This is a genomic window from Pseudomonas sp. Pseusp88 (assembly GCF_047303955.1).
Classification (GTDB): Bacteria; Pseudomonadota; Gammaproteobacteria; order Pseudomonadales; family Pseudomonadaceae; genus Aquipseudomonas.
In genome coordinates this window covers 117,506-133,093 of sequence record NZ_JBGLYM010000018.1, presented here as the reverse complement: position 1 = coordinate 133,093, position 15,588 = coordinate 117,506, and the positions used below count along the sequence as shown (strand labels likewise).

The 15,588-nt window shown below is 60.0% G+C and carries 13 protein-coding genes and 1 pseudogene; 10 read left to right on the top strand and 4 right to left on the bottom strand.

The features are described 5' to 3' along the window. Positions 1-237: 237 nt before the first annotated feature. Both ACCD02_RS21195 and ACCD02_RS21190 read left to right on the top strand, forming a co-directional pair. The gene (locus ACCD02_RS21195) at positions 238-1,872 is read left to right on the top strand and encodes a methyl-accepting chemotaxis protein (RefSeq protein ID WP_413306069.1); all 1,635 of its coding nucleotides are present in this window, start codon (positions 238-240) and stop codon (positions 1,870-1,872) included. A 295-nt stretch (positions 1,873-2,167) separates the two neighbouring features. After that, on the top strand, positions 2,168-3,637 hold the full coding sequence (locus tag ACCD02_RS21190; RefSeq protein WP_413306066.1) for a T6SS phospholipase effector Tle1-like catalytic domain-containing protein: 1,470 nt from the start codon (positions 2,168-2,170) through the stop codon (positions 3,635-3,637). A gap of 138 nt (positions 3,638-3,775) precedes the next feature. On the opposite strand, the gene ACCD02_RS21185 is transcribed toward ACCD02_RS21190, so the two are convergent. Next, a complete protein-coding gene (locus ACCD02_RS21185) occupies positions 3,776-4,012 on the bottom strand; it encodes a DUF2789 domain-containing protein (protein ID WP_413306063.1) in 237 nt (78 codons plus the stop codon). Between the two features lie 395 nt (positions 4,013-4,407). Here ACCD02_RS21185 and ACCD02_RS21180 point away from each other — a divergent pair, with 395 nt between their 5' ends. Beyond that, positions 4,408-4,875, top strand: a complete 468-nt coding sequence (locus ACCD02_RS21180) for a hypothetical protein (RefSeq protein WP_413306060.1) — start codon at positions 4,408-4,410, stop codon at positions 4,873-4,875. Between the two features lie 45 nt (positions 4,876-4,920). Here ACCD02_RS21180 and ACCD02_RS21175 read toward each other — a convergent pair whose 3' ends face one another. Continuing rightward, positions 4,921-5,925, bottom strand: coding sequence for an NADP-dependent oxidoreductase (locus ACCD02_RS21175; RefSeq protein ID WP_413306058.1), 1,005 nt, complete (start codon positions 5,923-5,925; stop codon positions 4,921-4,923). Between the two features lie 230 nt (positions 5,926-6,155). Here ACCD02_RS21175 and ACCD02_RS21170 point away from each other — a divergent pair, with 230 nt between their 5' ends. From ACCD02_RS21170 to ACCD02_RS21150, 5 genes and pseudogenes are all read left to right on the top strand, one after another. After that, complete coding sequence (locus ACCD02_RS21170; protein WP_413306055.1) at positions 6,156-6,917, top strand: SDR family oxidoreductase; 762 nt, start codon at positions 6,156-6,158, stop codon at positions 6,915-6,917. Positions 6,918-7,001: 84 nt separating this feature from the next. Next, complete coding sequence (locus ACCD02_RS21165) at positions 7,002-8,486, top strand: mechanosensitive ion channel domain-containing protein (RefSeq protein WP_413306053.1); 1,485 nt, start codon at positions 7,002-7,004, stop codon at positions 8,484-8,486. Between the two features lie 68 nt (positions 8,487-8,554). Continuing rightward, positions 8,555-9,487, top strand: coding sequence for a S66 peptidase family protein (locus ACCD02_RS21160; protein WP_413306051.1), 933 nt, complete (start codon positions 8,555-8,557; stop codon positions 9,485-9,487). A 140-nt stretch (positions 9,488-9,627) separates the two neighbouring features. Continuing rightward, positions 9,628-10,803 (top strand): annotated as a pseudogene (locus tag ACCD02_RS21155) (HAMP domain-containing protein); the annotation flags it as partial. After that, on the top strand, positions 10,780-11,664 hold the full coding sequence (locus ACCD02_RS21150; protein ID WP_413306090.1) for a methyl-accepting chemotaxis protein: 885 nt from the start codon (positions 10,780-10,782) through the stop codon (positions 11,662-11,664). The pseudogene ACCD02_RS21155 and the gene ACCD02_RS21150, both read left to right, overlap by 24 nt. A gap of 141 nt (positions 11,665-11,805) precedes the next feature. Here ACCD02_RS21150 and ACCD02_RS21145 read toward each other — a convergent pair whose 3' ends face one another. Both ACCD02_RS21145 and ACCD02_RS21140 read right to left on the bottom strand, forming a co-directional pair. Further along, positions 11,806-12,996 carry a benzoate/H(+) symporter BenE family transporter gene (locus ACCD02_RS21145; protein ID WP_413306048.1) on the bottom strand — a complete coding sequence of 397 codons (1,191 nt, stop codon included), beginning with the start codon at positions 12,994-12,996 and terminating at the stop codon, positions 11,806-11,808. 135 nt (positions 12,997-13,131) lie between these two features. After that, complete coding sequence (locus ACCD02_RS21140) at positions 13,132-13,593, bottom strand: MarR family transcriptional regulator (protein WP_413306045.1); 462 nt, start codon at positions 13,591-13,593, stop codon at positions 13,132-13,134. A gap of 82 nt (positions 13,594-13,675) precedes the next feature. Between ACCD02_RS21140 and ACCD02_RS21135 the strand changes: the two genes are divergently transcribed. Both ACCD02_RS21135 and ACCD02_RS21130 read left to right on the top strand, forming a co-directional pair. Continuing rightward, a complete protein-coding gene (locus ACCD02_RS21135) occupies positions 13,676-14,842 on the top strand; it encodes a PLP-dependent aminotransferase family protein (RefSeq protein ID WP_413306042.1) in 1,167 nt (388 codons plus the stop codon). Positions 14,843-14,869: 27 nt separating this feature from the next. Then, the gene (locus tag ACCD02_RS21130) at positions 14,870-15,472 is read left to right on the top strand and encodes a glutathione S-transferase family protein (RefSeq protein WP_413306039.1); all 603 of its coding nucleotides are present in this window, start codon (positions 14,870-14,872) and stop codon (positions 15,470-15,472) included. The last annotated feature ends 116 nt before the right edge of the window (positions 15,473-15,588 follow it).

The following is a 15,588-nucleotide window of genomic DNA, read 5'->3' as shown; positions in this document are numbered from 1 at the left end:
GGGTTTCTGGCGCGCTTTCCCCGCTGCGTCCGCCCCCCGCGGGGGCCCCCCTGCCGCCCGCCCCCCGGCGTTCTTGTGTCTGCCAGAACCCTCTGATCGGAGTCATCCGGGTTCTGGGGGCTTAAATGTTGCCTATCCTCTCTATCTTCGTGGTTACAACTAACGACTCATGGCGTAACGCTGGTATCTGACGTTTAATCCGTACAAATAACGATAAAGACAGAGGGAGTGAGGCATATGGCAAACGGATCGTTGCTGGGGTCGCTGCCCGTGCAGGGCGAGTCCGGCGATGGGGCTGGCGGTGCCCGCGCCTTGGGTTGGCTGATACCGGTCGTGCAGACAGTCGTTCTGTGCCTGGTGTTGGCGGCTGTGGTGTTGTGGGGGCTGTCCCTGTATCTGGCGGTGCCAGTGGTGCTTGTGGCGGTCTGGCTGCCTCGCTTGCTGGCGTCGCGTCCGGTCGTGGTCGAAGCTGCTGCGGACGACGGCGGTATTGCTCGCCTGACTCGAGATTTGTCCTATACCACCAGTCACAATGCGCTTTCGGCGGCGGGGGTGGCGTTTTCCGTCAGGCAATTGGCTGGCAAGGTGCAGTCGCAGCTTGATGCTGCGGAAAAGATTGTCAGTAGCGCCGACGCCATGATCGCTACCGAGCATCAGACCGCGATGCTCAGCCAGCAGGCGCTGGCCGCTGCCACTGAGGCACGGCACAGCAGTGCTGCCGGTAGTGGCGTGCTCGCCGAGTCCATCGAGCGCATGCGCCTGTTGAGCCAGCGGGCGGTGGGCAGTCGCCAGCTGATCGAGGCCCTCAGCCAGCGCAGCGAGGAGATCCAGCGTGTGACCCTGGTGATCCAGTCTATTGCCAGCCAGACCAACCTGTTGGCCTTGAACGCTGCCATTGAAGCTGCGCGGGCTGGTGAGCACGGCCGCGGTTTTGCTGTGGTGGCCGATGAGGTCCGTGGTCTGGCAGCGCGCACCGCCAGTGCCACCGAGGAGGTTGGGCAGATGACCGCTGATATCCAGCTGCGCACCGGGCAAGTGGTGGAACAGATCCGCCAGTTGTCCAGTGACCTGGACAGTGGTCTCGAGCAGGTCGAACACACCGGTGCACAGCTGGAAAATATCGCCCGCCTGGCCGCTGGCGTGGAGAGTGAAGTCAGCGAGATTGCCGTGGGCGCGCAGACCAATCAGGAGCAGCTCGCCAGCCTGTTTGTCGCCGTGCAGCAGATGCGCAGCGACCTGGCGATCAGCGACGAGCAGACCCGCCATCTGGCCCAGACCGCCGTGCAGATGGAGGAGCAGGCGGAAACCATCAGTGAGCGTCTGGCCGAGGTGGGCCTGGATGATTACCACCAACGCATCTACGACCTGGCTCGTGAAGGGGTGGCGCAGATTACCGCCCGATTCGAGCAGGATATCGATCAGGGCCGGGTCAGCCTTGAAGACTTGTTTGATCGCAGCTACCAGCCAATCGCCAAGACAGTGCCGGTCAAGTATCAGACCCGCTTCGACCGCTATACCGATCAGGTCCTCCCGGCGATCCAGGAGCCTTTGCTGCCGAAGCACGAAGGATTGGTGTTTGCCATTGCCTGTACACCTCAAGGCTACGTGCCCACCCATAACAATGCTTTCGCCGAAGCACCAACGGGAGATCCGGCGGTAGACATGGTGCGCAGTCGCAGCAAGCGTAAATTCGATGATCGCACCGGCATTCGTTGCGGCAGTCATCAGAAGCCCGTACTGCTGCAAACCTATACCCGTGACACGGGTGAGTTGATGCACGACCTGTCGGTGCCGATCATGATCAAGGGGCGGCATTGGGGTGGTTTGCGCATGGGTTATAAGCCGCAGGGAACGGCTGCGGCCAAGCGCTGAACAGCCACTCATTGGCAATCCAGCCCCGTTTGCGATTTTTTCGCCAACGGGGCTTTTCTTTTTATGGGAAACGGGATTAGGTGTATTGATTAATTGTATTGTTGGTGTATTAACGCGATTTGTTTGAATTGACGGTCATGCTGTTTTTATAAGCTATACCCTGAATTAATGTAGGAACTTTCTGATAAGGGATGTTTCTGCTTGACGTTATTTTGTTGTGTATCAATATATTTAACTTAACAAGGGTTCTGATTTTAGCGGCCACTTCATGGTCGCGCAGGTAAGGACGAAAATCATGAAAAGTACAAGGAAAGTACAGGCAGCAGGACATTCGCCAGCCTCTGTCACATCGGATGTCATCGTGCGCATAGGTTTATTTTTCGACGGCACGGGAAATAATCGGGTCAATAGTCGTATTGGTGCTGATTGCCGCGCCATGGCCGAAGTTAACGAGTACGAACATAGTGTCGAGTGTCGCGGCTGTCGCGATAATCCCTTCAGCAGCTATGCCGCTGCGCTGAGTAATATAGCCCGCCTGTTCGAGTTGTATCCCCATCAGCTCAAAGCCAGCCGTGAAGCAGATCAGTTAAGGGCTTATTGGGCTATTTATATCAGTGGTGTTGGAACCACTACCAAGGGCGGTGATTCGTTATGGCCGGGGCAGAGCTTTGGTCGGGGTTCTACCGGTGTCGTCGCCAAGGCGGAGCAGGCGATCAGAAAGATCGGTCGTTGTCTGGAGGCGTTCGGGACGCATAACCCGGATTGCCGCATTGCGCGCCTGGAATTGGACCTGTTCGGTTTCAGTCGCGGTGCAGCTTCGGCGCGGCATTTTGCCAATGAAGTGCTGAAACAGGGCAAGGGCGCGCTCGACCCGTTGTTCAGTCGTTACGCCAGTGCATTCAGCCCCGACTTTGCCTGGGGCAACGACAGCGTACTGCTCAAGGTGATCGGGTTGTTCGATACAGTTGCGGCGGTCGCCGGCCTGCTGGACATGGGCAATGTGCGGGATGCCGCGAACCGTAAGGTCAATCTTTACCTGCCGCCGGGCTGCGCGCAGCAGGTTTTACATCTGGTGGCGCGGGATGAGCAGCGGCGCAATTTCGCCCTCAACAGCATTGCTCCGCAATGGCCTCGGGAGATTCTGTTGCCAGGGGCGCATTCGGATATCGGCGGAGGTTATCACCCGCAGGTCAGGGAAAAGGTTCTGGTGACCCGTCCCCGGCGCTGCCTGGTCAGCTGTGGCACCCCTTGGGAGTCGACACCTGCCTGGGCTGAGGCCCAGGCCGATTTGCAGGCGCTGGATGCCGGGCACTGGCTTGACCCCGAGGATCCGTTGGCGTCGTTGCAGGTCGAGTGTGCCGAAGAACGCGCGAACACTGTGCACGGGCGCTGTTCCCTGGGCCTTAAATCGGTGGTGGCGGCGGTTTGCCTGCGGCGCCAGGTATTTGGTCATCTATCCCTGGTTTCATTGCGGGTCATGCACGCCCTGGCCTGTGACGAAGGCGTACCCTTCGCTCCCATTGGCAGTCGGCCGGAGCTGCAGCTGCTGCCGGAACTGTTCGATATCAACGCCAAGCTGATTCGCTATGCCCGGGGTGCTGACTATGAGCTTGATGCCGGTGAAGAGCTCATGCTGCGTCATCGTTACATTCATCGCTCGGCCCACTGGCGCAGCCTGATCGGTCACAGCGGGCGCCTTGGTCAGATGTGGTTCGTCCATGCGCCGCAGCCGGGAGGGCGGATACTCCACCCGAATCAGATCTAGCTGAGGTAGGGGCGGAGCGTGGTTGTGAGGGCTGTTTTGGTGGCGATGGTGTTGCGAGTGCTACACACTCGATCGTCACCAGGGCGGTCCCCACACATCCGGTGTGGGGATCATCAAGTCACGTTGGCAGGTTTCTGATCATTTGCTGTGCAGCAACACATTCAGTTCGTCCACCACCGGTGCCCATTCAGCGTCTTCGAGTATTTCATCCTTCAACAGCTTTGCCTGTTGAGGTGTCCAGAAATCGGCTTCCGACAGCTTCACCTCATTGGGCAGCGGCGAATGAGTACGGACGAAATTGTCAATGCCTGCCTGATCGCTAGGCAATCCCAGTTGATCGAACAGCAGGCTCAGTGTTGGAGTATCAGTATTCATGTCGTCTCCTCGAGGCGTTGGGTTGATGCGCCCGTACGTCAAATGTGAGCATGGAGCATGCCCGATAGTTCAGTGTTTCATCCCTGCCTTATAATCAATGGTGAATCTGTGCTCTTTTTCGGCCGGGTGGTAAGTGATAGTGTGCGTGTCTTGCAGGATGCGCATCACCATGACGGCCCTGAGCCGACTGAATAACCCGTCGCTGTCAAAACCAGTCAATGTCTGCTGCCGATGCGGCGGTGGACCGTGCACCTGAGCATGCACGCTTCTGATGGCTGAGTCCTGTGGCCTTGCCCAGGCCGACGCGGCGAAGGGGCCGATTCCGTATTTTTCCACTGTCCGTGGTCCATGGCTGGCTGGACAGCTTCATTTGTCATGTTTTGGGGGTTGGTACTTTGGCAGTCAGTAATCTGGATACGCACGCGCTGTTCGTGCTGGGCGACCTTCGGGCCAAGTTGGTCAAGCAATTCCAGTCGCGCTTCGTCTATGTCTGCGAGCAAACCGCCGAAGGTATTTATATTGCCGAGATCGATACAGAAACCGCACTGGTGGTGGATGACAAGCCGCGCCTTGAGCTCAAGGTCGGCGATCATTTTCGTGCGGCGGTATTGCCCAGCCGTGAAGGCGGCAAATTGGAGTTAAAGTTTCGCGAAGTCAAATTGACCGTCTACGGGCTGGGTGAATACGCCTTTGTCACGACGGCAGACGGTACCGGCATTGTCTTCAAGGAAGGCCATACCGTGATGATGGTGTTTTCCGGCCCTGAACAATTGCAAGGCGGCCTGACCAAGACGCTCAAGGCGGCAACCGCCAAAGCGGCCAAGTGGCGCAAAGGCGAGTTGACGTTCAAGGCCAGCGAATAACACGCCACGAATGAGCGCGATGGCGCTCGATTCGCTACAGGCTGGTTAGATCTTCAACACAAGTTTGCCGAAGTTTTCTCCGCTGAACAGTTTCAGCAAAGTTTCGGGGAAAGTTTCCAGGCCTTCGACGATATGTTCGCGGCTCTTGAGTTTGCCCTGGGCCAGCCAGCCGGCCAGTTCCTGGCCTGCTTCGGCGAAGCGTGGGGCGTAGTCCATGACCACGAAGCCTTCCATGCGCGCACGGTTGAACAGCAGGGACAGGTAATTGGCCGGGCCTTTGACCGGGGTGGTGTTGTTGTATTGGCTGATTGCGCCGCAAATGACCACCCGGGCTTTAGGTGCCAGGCGGCTGAGCACGGCATCGAGGATATCGCCGCCGACATTGTCGAAGAACACATCCACGCCGTTGGGGCATTCGCGTTTCAGGGCTGCGTGCAGGTCTTCGCTTTTGTAGTCGATGGCGCCGTCGAAGCCCAGTTCGTTGATCAACGAGTAGCACTTCTCTTCGCCGCCAGCGATGCCGATGACCCGGCAGCCCTTGATCTTGGCGATTTGCCCGGCAACGCTGCCCACCGCACCGGCGGCGCCGGAAATCACCACGGTGTCACCGCGTTTCGGCGCGCCGACGTCGAGCAGGGCAAAGTAGGCGCTCATGCCGGTCATGCCCAGGGCAGACAGGTAGCGCGGCAGCGGTGCCAGCTTCGGGTCGACCTTGTGCAGACCCTTGGGATCGCCGAGAAAGTAATCCTGTACGCCGATGGCCCCCTGCAGGTAATCGCCCACGGCGAATTGCGGGTGTCTGGAGGCGATCACTTCACCGACACCAAGGGCACGCATGACGTCACCCAAGGCCACCGGGGCGATATAGGACTTGCTGTCGTTCATCCAGCCACGCATGGCCGGGTCCAGTGACAGATAGCGATTCTTGAGCAATACCTGGCCATCCGCTGGCTCGGCAACGGGGACTTCCTGGAAGATGAAGTCTTCCCGGCTGGCCTGGCCAACGGGGCGCCTGGCGAGCAGGAATTGGCGATTGGTCTGGGCGGTCATGGCAGTTCCTCGAAAATAAGGCGAAGTCTGATTGAAGCCCCGGTGTGAGCGCGACGCAAGCAGGGCGGTTCTGGCGAATGTGCGGCGATCCAGATGGATGATGAACTGTGGCAGGCTTAATCACCATGATTCATGGGGCCCTAACCGACACCCTGATAGTGCTGACCGAGGTACCCTGACCCTGTCTAGACTCTGGCCAACTTCCCACAACGATAAAAAGGATGAAGGCGATGAGCATGACGTTTTCCGGTCAAGTGGCTCTGGTTACCGGCGCGGCTGCGGGCATTGGCCGGGCGACAGCGCTGGCGTTCGCGGCACAGGGCTTGAAGGTGGTGGTGGCCGACCTCGACGCTGACGGCGGTGAAGGTACTGCCGCGCTGATCCGCGAAGCCGGCGGCGAGGGGCTGTTCGTGCGCTGTGACGTGACCCGGGATGCCGAGGTGCAGAGCCTGATGGCTTCTGTGATCGACGCCTATGGTCGCCTTGATTACGCCTTTAACAACGCCGGGATCGAGATCGAGAAGGGGCGTCTGTCCGAAGGCAGTGAGGCCGAGTTCGACGCCATCATGGGCGTCAACGTCAAGGGCGTCTGGTTGTGCATGAAGTATCAGCTGCCACTGATGCTGGCCCAGGGCGGCGGTGCTATCGTCAATACCGCTTCGGTCGCAGGCCTCGGTGCAGCACCGAAAATGAGCATCTACAGCGCGTCCAAGCATGCGGTGATCGGCCTGACCAAGTCGGCGGCCATCGAGTATGCGAAGAAGAAAATTCGTGTCAATGCGGTGTGCCCGGCGGTGATCGATACCGATATGTTCCGCCGCGCCTACGAGTCTGATCCGAAAAAGGGTGAGTTCGCCGCCACCATGCACCCGGTCGGGCGTATCGGCAAGGTCGAGGAAATCGCCACGGCTGTGCTCTACCTGTGCTGTGACAACGCGGCCTTCACCACCGGCCAGGCCCTGGCAGTGGATGGCGGCCTGACGGCGATGTGACGATGGCGCTCTCGCTCCGGCCCGGGCTCTCGGTTAAGCTGCGACGTTCTTCATAATCCAGCAACGCCGGGATGGAGCAAGTCGATGGATCTTCCGTGGGTCGCCTATCCGCTGACCAGTGCTTCGCTGCTGCTGGTCGTTGACCTGATTCTCTGGCACAGCCTTGATCCGCGTTGGCTGCGCCGCAAGGTGATGCTGCGCCTCGGGCTGTTCCTGGTGTTCAGCATGTGTCTGACCAATGCCGGTTTGAGCCCGTTGAACGTGGTACCGGCGGACCTGCCGGTATCTCGGCATGCGTTGTCGGCGATTCTGAGCATCGCCTGGTGGCTGCTCGGCGCGCGGACCCTGACGACTCTTACCGGGCTGGTCCTTGAACCGCGCATCGGCGGCAAGGGCCACCTGCTGCAGGATGTGTTGGGCGCCATTATCTTTCTGGTCGCCGCCGTGGCCGCCGCCGCTTATGTCCTCGATCTACCGGTCAAGGGGTTATTGGCGACGTCCGGGGCGGTGGCGATCATTCTCGGTCTGGCGGTGCAGAGTACCCTCAGCGATGTGTTTTCCGGAATTGTGCTCAACGCCACCAAGCCGTTCATGGTCGATGACTGGATCAAGGTCGATGACACCGAAGGCAAGGTGGTGGAAATCGACTGGCGTTCGACCCATCTGCTGACCGCCGAAGGCAGTATGGTGGTGATCCCCAACGCCATCGCTGCGAAGAACCGCATCGTCAACTTCAGTCGCCCTGATCACTATCACGCCATCACCCTGAGCATCGAGTTGCCGGTGCGCTTGCGGCCCAGCCTGGTGCTGGACTCCATCGACAAGGCGTTGCAAGGCAGCCGTGAGCTGCTGGCCAAGCCGGCAGCCGGTGCGGTGGTGGTCAAGTCCGGGCTGCGTAGCGTGCAGTACCAGGTCACCGGTTATGTGAAGTCGCGAGACCGGCGTTCGGCGGTGAGCAACCAATTGCACGATCTGATCTACCGCCAACTCGCCGCCACCGACATCCGTCAGGACCAGGCGCGCCCGGCGACCCGGTCCCTGGCGGTGCTCAATACCGTCAGCGCCCTGCGCATGCTCAGCGAGGCCGACCTGGCAGGGCTGGAGCGCAACATGCGTTTGCATGCCTTCGGTGCCCGCGAGGTGGTGCTGGCCCAGGGCGTGGTTCCGGAGGCTCTGTACATCATCGAATCGGGGGTGGTCTCGGTGTCGGTGGAGCAAGGCGAGACCTGGCAGGAAGTTGGCCGCATGGGGCCGGGGGAGTTGCTGGGCGAGACCGGCTTTGTCGACCAGTCGCCAAGCATGGCCCGCTTCTGCGCCATGACCGACTGCATGATTTATCGTATCGACTATCAGGATCTCGAGCCCTGGATCAAGGAACATGCCGAACTGCGCGGCGCCCTGGCAGGGCTGGCACGCTTCCGGGCCAAGGCGCGGGCCTCGATGCTTGAAAGCAAGCCCGTGGCACCTGCACCGGGCGGCTTTATCCATTGGTTGAGCAAGAGTGTCACCCGCTGGCAGGGGGCCAGAACCCGGCGCGGTGCGGACAGCAACAGTGACAACAACAGTTGAAGCCGCCCCTGTAACCGCTGCGGCTCATCGCCTACAGTGTCGTTTCACTCATCAAGTGGATTTATCGAATGCCTTGCACCACCTTGCCTGTCCTGCACCCCGGCATATTGCGTCCGGGAGATGCCGTTGCTCTGGTCTCTCCCGCCGGACCGGTGCCTGCGGACAAGATCGAGACCGCTGTGGAAGTACTCAAGAGCTGGGGCCTGCGACCTCAGGTCTACCCCCATGCGCTGGATCGGCACGCATTTTTCGCCGGTACCGACGAGCATCGTCTCGCCGATCTCAATGTGGCGCTGACCGATCCACAGATTCGCGGCATCTTCTGCAATCGTGGTGGCTACGGCATGCAACGTATTGTTCAACAGCTGGATTTTGCAGCTGTGCGCCGTGACCCCAAGCTGGTCATAGGTTTTTCTGATATCACCGCTTTGCATACGGCCCTGTGGACCCAGGCCGGGCTGGTTTCGGTCCATGGTCCGGTGTCGACGCAACTTGAGCGGGGCGACGCATTCACCCAAAGCATTCGTCATGCCCTGATGAGCACCGAATCGGTGCGGGTCGAGGCCGACGCCGCCGAGGCGACCTTTTCCGTGCGTACTACAGGCCGCGCCCAGGGAACTCTGCTGGGCGGCAATCTGAGCATCCTCTGCACCTCCATCGGTACCTCGTTCATGCCCGATCTGCGCGGCGCCATCCTGTTGCTTGAGGATGTCGGCGAGGCGGCGTATCGGGTCGACCGCATGCTTACCCAACTGGGCAACTGCGGCATCCTGCAAACCCTGGCAGGTATCGCCATCGGCCAGTTCAGTGAGCCGTCCGGGATGAAGGGTTCGATCACTGCGGCCGATGTATTGTGCGAGCGCCTTTGTGGACTGGGCATTCCGGTTCTGGGTGGCCTGCCTATAGGCCACGAGCAGAAGAATATTGCGGTGCCTCTGGGTTGCGAAGCTACACTGGATGTCGATGCTGGCACCTTGCTGGTCGCTGGCGCCGGGCAGTGAAAACCGACGCAACTCAACAGGACGGACCGGCCTGATGAGGCCACTGTCCTGAAAGCGACCTTGACGTAGCTTTTTGCCATTATTCCGACGCCAGAGACTTGTTTTGCCTTTGCCTCGGCGCGAATCTGCACGATTGTTGAATGGCCAGATTTGGTGGCCTGATTCGTTGGTCAATGTGCCGTAAGTATCGATCGGGGATAAGCGCTATGATTTCGGCCGTGCAAGCACGCTTCGCTAACCTGGGAATGGCAAAAAAGCTGGGCCTGGGCTTTACCCTGGTTCTGCTCCTGACCGCCGTCGTCGCGGCTATTGGTGTCTGGTCCCTGAAAAACATCAGTCTGCATGTCGACAGCCTCCAGCAGATGTCGGGCCTCAATAGCGGCCTGCTCAAGGTGCGCCTGCTTGAGCAGGAGTATGCCCTGCATAGCAACCCCAAGACCGTCGATGCACTGCACAAGGGCATCGACGACTTGAACGCCCTTGCCGAAGAACTCAAGGGCCAGTCGAAAAACAATCAGACGATGATGAGTGCGGTACAGCAGGCGCTGGGTGACTACCGCAAATCCTTTGATCAGTTCGTGTCGATCAGCCAGAGCAAGGATCTGGCCTTGGAAATGGCTGCGTGGTCGGTGTCCAGCGTGGCCAACAACCTCGATGTGCTGCAGTCCGGCCTCAACGATGACGGCACCTATGAACTGAAAAAATCCAACGGCGCGAGTGGCAGTGAGTTTATCGAGCAGGCCAATCAGGTCAGCCAGGTCTCCAAACTGATGATGCAGGCCATGGACGAGGCGCGGGTGCGTCTGGACCAGAGCCGCAAGACTGGCAGTGGCGACGAAGTCAAGACCGGCAAGATCGAACAGGCCGAGCAGGCCAAGGTCATCGCCGAACAGCTCAAGGGCATGATCAAGGACGATGGCTACCTCACCGTACTGGGCGAAGTTGGCACTCATATCGTCAATTTCAGCGACAAACTCAACGAATACACTGGCTTGCTCAGCGACGAAGCCAAGGTTTCCCTGCAACTGGCGACCAACGTCAGGCAGGTCGTGCAGCAGGTGGATCAGGCTTATGCCGCCGAAGATCAGTCCATGGCCGGTGAACTCAAGCTCAACTCGATGCAGATCATCGGCTCCTCCATCGTGGCCCTGATCGTCGGGGTGATCGCTTCCCTGCTGATTACCCGCCTGATCGTCGGCCCGCTGCGCAGTGTCATCGCCATGGCACAACGCATCGCCGCCGGCGACCTGAGCGGCAGCGTGGCAGTGACTCGCCGCGATGAAATCGGTCAGATGATGCAGGCCATGCAACAAATGGGGGCAGGATTGAGCCATATCGTCAGCCGCCTGCAGGCCGGCATCGAACAATTGGCCAACTCTGCTCACTCGCTGTCGGCGGTGACCGAGCAGACCAACCTTGAGGTCAACAGCCAGAAAGAGGAAACCGAGCAGGTCGCCACAGCCATGAACCAAATGACCGCCACCGTGCTCGATGTAGCCCGCAATGCCGAAGAAGCGGCGATGGCAGCTCAGACCGCTGATGAGAAAGTCGACAGCGGCCAGGTCGTGGTGCGTCAGAGCATGCAGCGCATTGAGCTACTGGCCAGCTCCTCGGCTTCGGCCAGTCATGGTATTGAAAGCCTGAGCGCAGAAATCCAGAACATCGGCAAGGTCCTGAGTGTGATCAAAAGCGTTGCCGAGCAAACCAACCTGCTGGCCCTCAACGCCGCCATTGAAGCGGCCCGGGCCGGTGAGCAGGGACGCGGTTTTGCTGTTGTGGCGGACGAAGTGCGGGCGTTGGCCAAGCGTACCCAGCAGTCCACCGAAGAAATCGAACGCCTGGTTATCAGCCTGCAAAGCGGGGCCCAGGCCTCGGTGGCGCAGATTCAAAGCAGTGGCGAACTGGTCAAGCTGGCGGTCAGTGATGCGTTGCAAACTGAAAGTGCTCTGGGCAGCATCGCCGCAGCCGTGTCGATGATTCAGCAGATGAACCAGCAGATCGCTGCTGCGGCCGAGGAGCAAAGCTCGGTGGCCGAAGAGATCAACCGCAGCGTCACCAGTATCCGCAGCAGCGCCGATCAGTCAGCCCTGGCCATGCAGGGTAACGCGGCGTCGAGCATCGAACTGGCTTCGCTGGGGATGGAACTGAAGGGGATGGTCGGGCATTTCCGCTTGTAACAGAACGGTGGGACCGGCTTTAGCCGGGAAGAGGCAGGCAGGATCGATACATCCTTATCGTCTGCCACATTGTCTTCCCGGCTAAAGCCGGTCCCACCCATAACTTTTCACTCCAAAGAGTTGTACTTGAAACCTCGCTGGTCAGCCCTTACGCGCGTTCAGAATCAGCAACGTCAACACCCCCGCCACAATCCCCCAGAACGCCGAGCCAATGGAAAACAGGGTCAGCCCTGATGCCGTGACCATAAAGGTGATCAGCGCCGCTTCGCGCTCCTTGGGTTCGGTCATGGCCACGGTCAGGCCGTTGATGATCGAGCCAAACAACGCCAGGGCAGCAATCGACAGCACCAGTTCCTTGGGGAAGGCGGCAAAGAGTGCGGCCAGGGTCGCGCCGAACACTCCGGCGATGGCATAGAAAATCCCGCACCATACCGCAGCGGTGTAACGCTTGTTGCGGTCTTCATGGGCGTGCGGACCGGTGCAGATTGCCGCGCTGATGGCCGCCAGATTGATGCCATGGGAACCGAACGGCGACAACAGCAAGGACGCGATACCTGTCACCGAGATCAGCGGCGAGGCGGGCACCCTATAGCCGTCGGCGCGCAGCACGGCGATGCCGGGCATGTTCTGCGAAGTCATGGCCACCACGAACAGCGGAATGCCGATGCTGATGGTCGCGGCCAGGGAAAACGACGGCGTGGTCCACACCGGCACCGCAACCTCCAGGGCAAAGCCGCTGAAGTCCAGCAGGCCGAGCAGGCCCGACAACGCCGTACCGACCAACAGTGCCGCCAGCACCGCATAACGTGGCGAAAGGCGCTTGACCACCAGGTAAGTGAAGAACATGCCCAACACCAGGCCTGTGCGATGTTGCGCGGCGACGAAGATTTCGCTACCGATCTTGAACAGAATTCCCGCCAGCAAGGCCGCAGCCAGGGAGGCCGGCAAGCGCTTGACCATGCGTTCGAAGCTGCCGGTCAGGCCGCAGATCATCACCAGCACGGAACAGGTGATAAAGGCGCCGATGGCCTCGGGGTAGGCAACGCCGCCCAGGCTGGTGATCAGCAGCGCCGCGCCGGGGGTCGACCAGGCCACGGTGATCGGCGAGCGATAGCGCAGCGACAGGCCGATGCTGCACACCGCCATGCCCATGAACAGCGCCCAGATCCACGAGGAAATTTGCGCGCCGGTCAGCCCGGCGGCCTGGCCAGCCTGAAACATCAGCACCAGCGAACTGGTGCAGCCGGTCATCATGGCGATGAAACCGGCAACGACGGCGGACAGCGACGAGTCGCTCAGGGGGCGCAGCGGGGCTTGAATCGCATCGGTCACAGCGGTTTTCCTTGGGTGGCACGAATGACAGGCGCCAAGCCTAAACGCAATGGCTACGGCGCTTTGCGATACAGCCAAGGACGTATTTGACAGTACAGTTACGGGCACTCGCTCACTGCGACACTTTTGTACTGTTTAGCCGTCTGCGAGCTTCATACCGCCCTGCAGAGTCTGGCCCAGCGCCTGATTGACCGCCAGCCAGCCATCAACCGCTTCTTGCCCGGCCTCATTGAACACCCGTTGCAGCAGCTTGACCTGCTCGCGGCGCAGCGCCTGTTCGAACTTCTCACCTTCGGCAGTCAGGCCCAGCAGGCGTTTGCGCTTGTCGGCGTCCGGGGCAACGCTTTGCACCAGTTCCATGCCAAGCAACTGGCGCAGCGGCGCATTGAGCGCCTGCTTGCTCACGCCCAGTACATCCAGCAGTTCCTTGACGCTCAGGCCGGGGTACCGGGCGATAAAAAACACGATGCGTTGATGCACCCGGCTGAGGCCGCGGCGGGCCAGCATTTCGTCGGCCTTGGCGGTGAAGGCCTGGTAGCCGAAGAAGAAGGCTTCCATGGCGGTTTGTTGCGTGGCGGAATTTTTAAGGTCAAGCATATTGACGTATCTATGTCCGGCATCGTAGGTTTGGTCAACCAGTTTGACGTATTTTCCATTGTCTCTGCCAGCGGTGATCTTGATGGCCTTCTCCGAACGCATCACTCGTCTCAAAAGCTCGTTGATTCGCGAAATCCTCGCTGCAGCCCAGCGCCCCGAGGTGATGTCATTTGCCGGCGGCCTGCCGGCCCAGCAAATGCTGCCCCATACCGACTGGGCCGAAATGCCACGCGGCATCGGGCAATACGGCATGAGCGAAGGCGAGCCCGAGCTGCGCGAAGCCCTGGCGGCTGAAGCGCGGGCCATCGGTGTGCCCTGTGAGGCAAGCCAGGTACTGATCGTCAACGGTTCGCAGCAGACCCTCGATCTGGCCGCCAAGCTGTATCTGGACAAGGGCACCGAGATCCTGCTCGAAGCGCCGACTTATCTGGCGGCGCTGCAAACCTTCCAGTTGTTCGGCGCTGAGTGCCTGACCGTGCCGCTGCAGGCCGAAGGGCCTGACCTGGTCGCCCTGCGCCAGCGCCTGGAGCAGCACAAGCCAGCGTTTGCCTACCTGATCCCGACCTTCCAGAATCCTTCGGCGGTGCGCTACAGCGAGGCCCGGCGCGATGCCGTGGCAGCGTTGCTCGATGAGTTCGGTGTCACCCTGATCGAGGATGAGCCTTACCGCGAGCTGAATTTCGATGGCGGTAGTGCGACGCCTATTGTCAGCCGCTTGAAAAAGGCCAGCTGGATCTACACCGGCACGGTGTCGAAAACCCTGGCGCCGGGCCTGCGCGTGGGCTTTCTGATCGCCTCCAGGGACCTGTACCCCTACCTGTTGCGCCTGAAACAGGCGGCGGACTTGCACACTAACCGTGTCGGCCAATGGCAGGCTCTGCAATGGATCGGCACCGAGCGCTATCGCGACCATATGGCCGGGCTGCGCGACTTCTATCGACAGCGTCGCGACGCCTTCGAGACGGCTCTGCAGGAGCACTTCAGCGATCTGGCCGAGTGGAACAGCCCACAAGGTGGACTGTTCTTCTGGCTCACGCTCAAACAGCGCTTTGACACCCGGACGATCCTCAACGCGGCACTGGCCCGAGACGTGGCATTCATGCCAGGCGAACCTTTTTTCACCGATCCCGATGCGAATCCGGGTTATTTACGGCTTAATTTCAGTCATATTGATCCGTCTCGACTGGACGAAGGATTGCAGAGGCTGGCAGCGGTAATCAGACAGGCGCAGGCCGCAAAGGCAGCCTGATTCGGGAATTCAGAGGAGAGCGTGGCGATGTACAAGGTTTACGGGGACTACAACTCGGGCAACTGCTACAAGGTCAAACTGATGCTCAACCTGCTGGGCGCGGAGTACCAGTGGGTCGATATCGATATTCTCAAGGGCGAGACCGAGACTGAGTTCTTTCTGGAAAAGAACCCCAATGGCAAGGTGCCGGTGTTGGAGCTGGAAGACGGCACGTGCCTGTGGGAGTCCAATGCGATTCTCAACTTCCTCGCCGATGGCAGTCATTACCTGCCCAGTGAGCCGCGCCTGCGCACTCAGGTCCTGCAATGGCAGTTCTTCGAGCAGTACAGTCATGAGCCCTACGTGGCGGTGGCGCGCTTTATCCAGTTCTATCTGGGCCTGCCGGAGGAGCGTCTGGACGAGTACCGCAAGATGCACAAGGCCGGCTACCGGGCGCTGAATGTCATGGAGCAGCAGCTCAAGCGCACGCCGTTCCTGGTCAGCGACACCTTCTCCATCGCCGATATCGCGCTGTATGCCTACACCCACGTCGCCCACCAGGGCGGATTTGACCTGGGTGCCTATCCGGCCATTCAGCAATGGCTGGAGCGGGTCAGGCAGCAGCCGGGGTATGTCGGGATGCTGGATTGAAGTTGCTGTAAGAGCAATGGTGGGAGCGGATTCATCCGCGAAGGCGTCGGCGCATTCACTGGCCTGTTCGCGAATGAATTCGCTCCCGTAGAATTCGCTTCCCCCCAAACGATTCC

What these genes read in the sequence shown, in the direction of transcription:
- ACCD02_RS21160 (WP_413306051.1), top strand. Translation starts at nt 8,555, where the DNA reads ATGCCTTGCACCACCTTGCCTGTCCTGCACCCCGGCATATTGCGTCCG.
- ACCD02_RS21170 (WP_413306055.1), top strand. Translation starts at nt 6,156, where the DNA reads ATGAGCATGACGTTTTCCGGTCAAGTGGCTCTGGTTACCGGCGCGGCT.
- ACCD02_RS21185 (WP_413306063.1), bottom strand. Translation starts at nt 4,012, where the DNA reads ATGAATACTGATACTCCAACACTGAGCCTGCTGTTCGATCAACTGGGA.
- ACCD02_RS21140 (WP_413306045.1), bottom strand. Translation starts at nt 13,593, where the DNA reads ATGCTTGACCTTAAAAATTCCGCCACGCAACAAACCGCCATGGAAGCC.
- ACCD02_RS21130 (WP_413306039.1), top strand. Translation starts at nt 14,870, where the DNA reads ATGTACAAGGTTTACGGGGACTACAACTCGGGCAACTGCTACAAGGTC.
- ACCD02_RS21190 (WP_413306066.1), top strand. Translation starts at nt 2,168, where the DNA reads ATGAAAAGTACAAGGAAAGTACAGGCAGCAGGACATTCGCCAGCCTCT.
- ACCD02_RS21135 (WP_413306042.1), top strand. Translation starts at nt 13,676, where the DNA reads ATGGCCTTCTCCGAACGCATCACTCGTCTCAAAAGCTCGTTGATTCGC.
- ACCD02_RS21150 (WP_413306090.1), top strand. Translation starts at nt 10,780, where the DNA reads ATGATGCAGGCCATGCAACAAATGGGGGCAGGATTGAGCCATATCGTC.
- ACCD02_RS21165 (WP_413306053.1), top strand. Translation starts at nt 7,002, where the DNA reads ATGGATCTTCCGTGGGTCGCCTATCCGCTGACCAGTGCTTCGCTGCTG.
- ACCD02_RS21195 (WP_413306069.1), top strand. Translation starts at nt 238, where the DNA reads ATGGCAAACGGATCGTTGCTGGGGTCGCTGCCCGTGCAGGGCGAGTCC.
- ACCD02_RS21175 (WP_413306058.1), bottom strand. Translation starts at nt 5,925, where the DNA reads ATGACCGCCCAGACCAATCGCCAATTCCTGCTCGCCAGGCGCCCCGTT.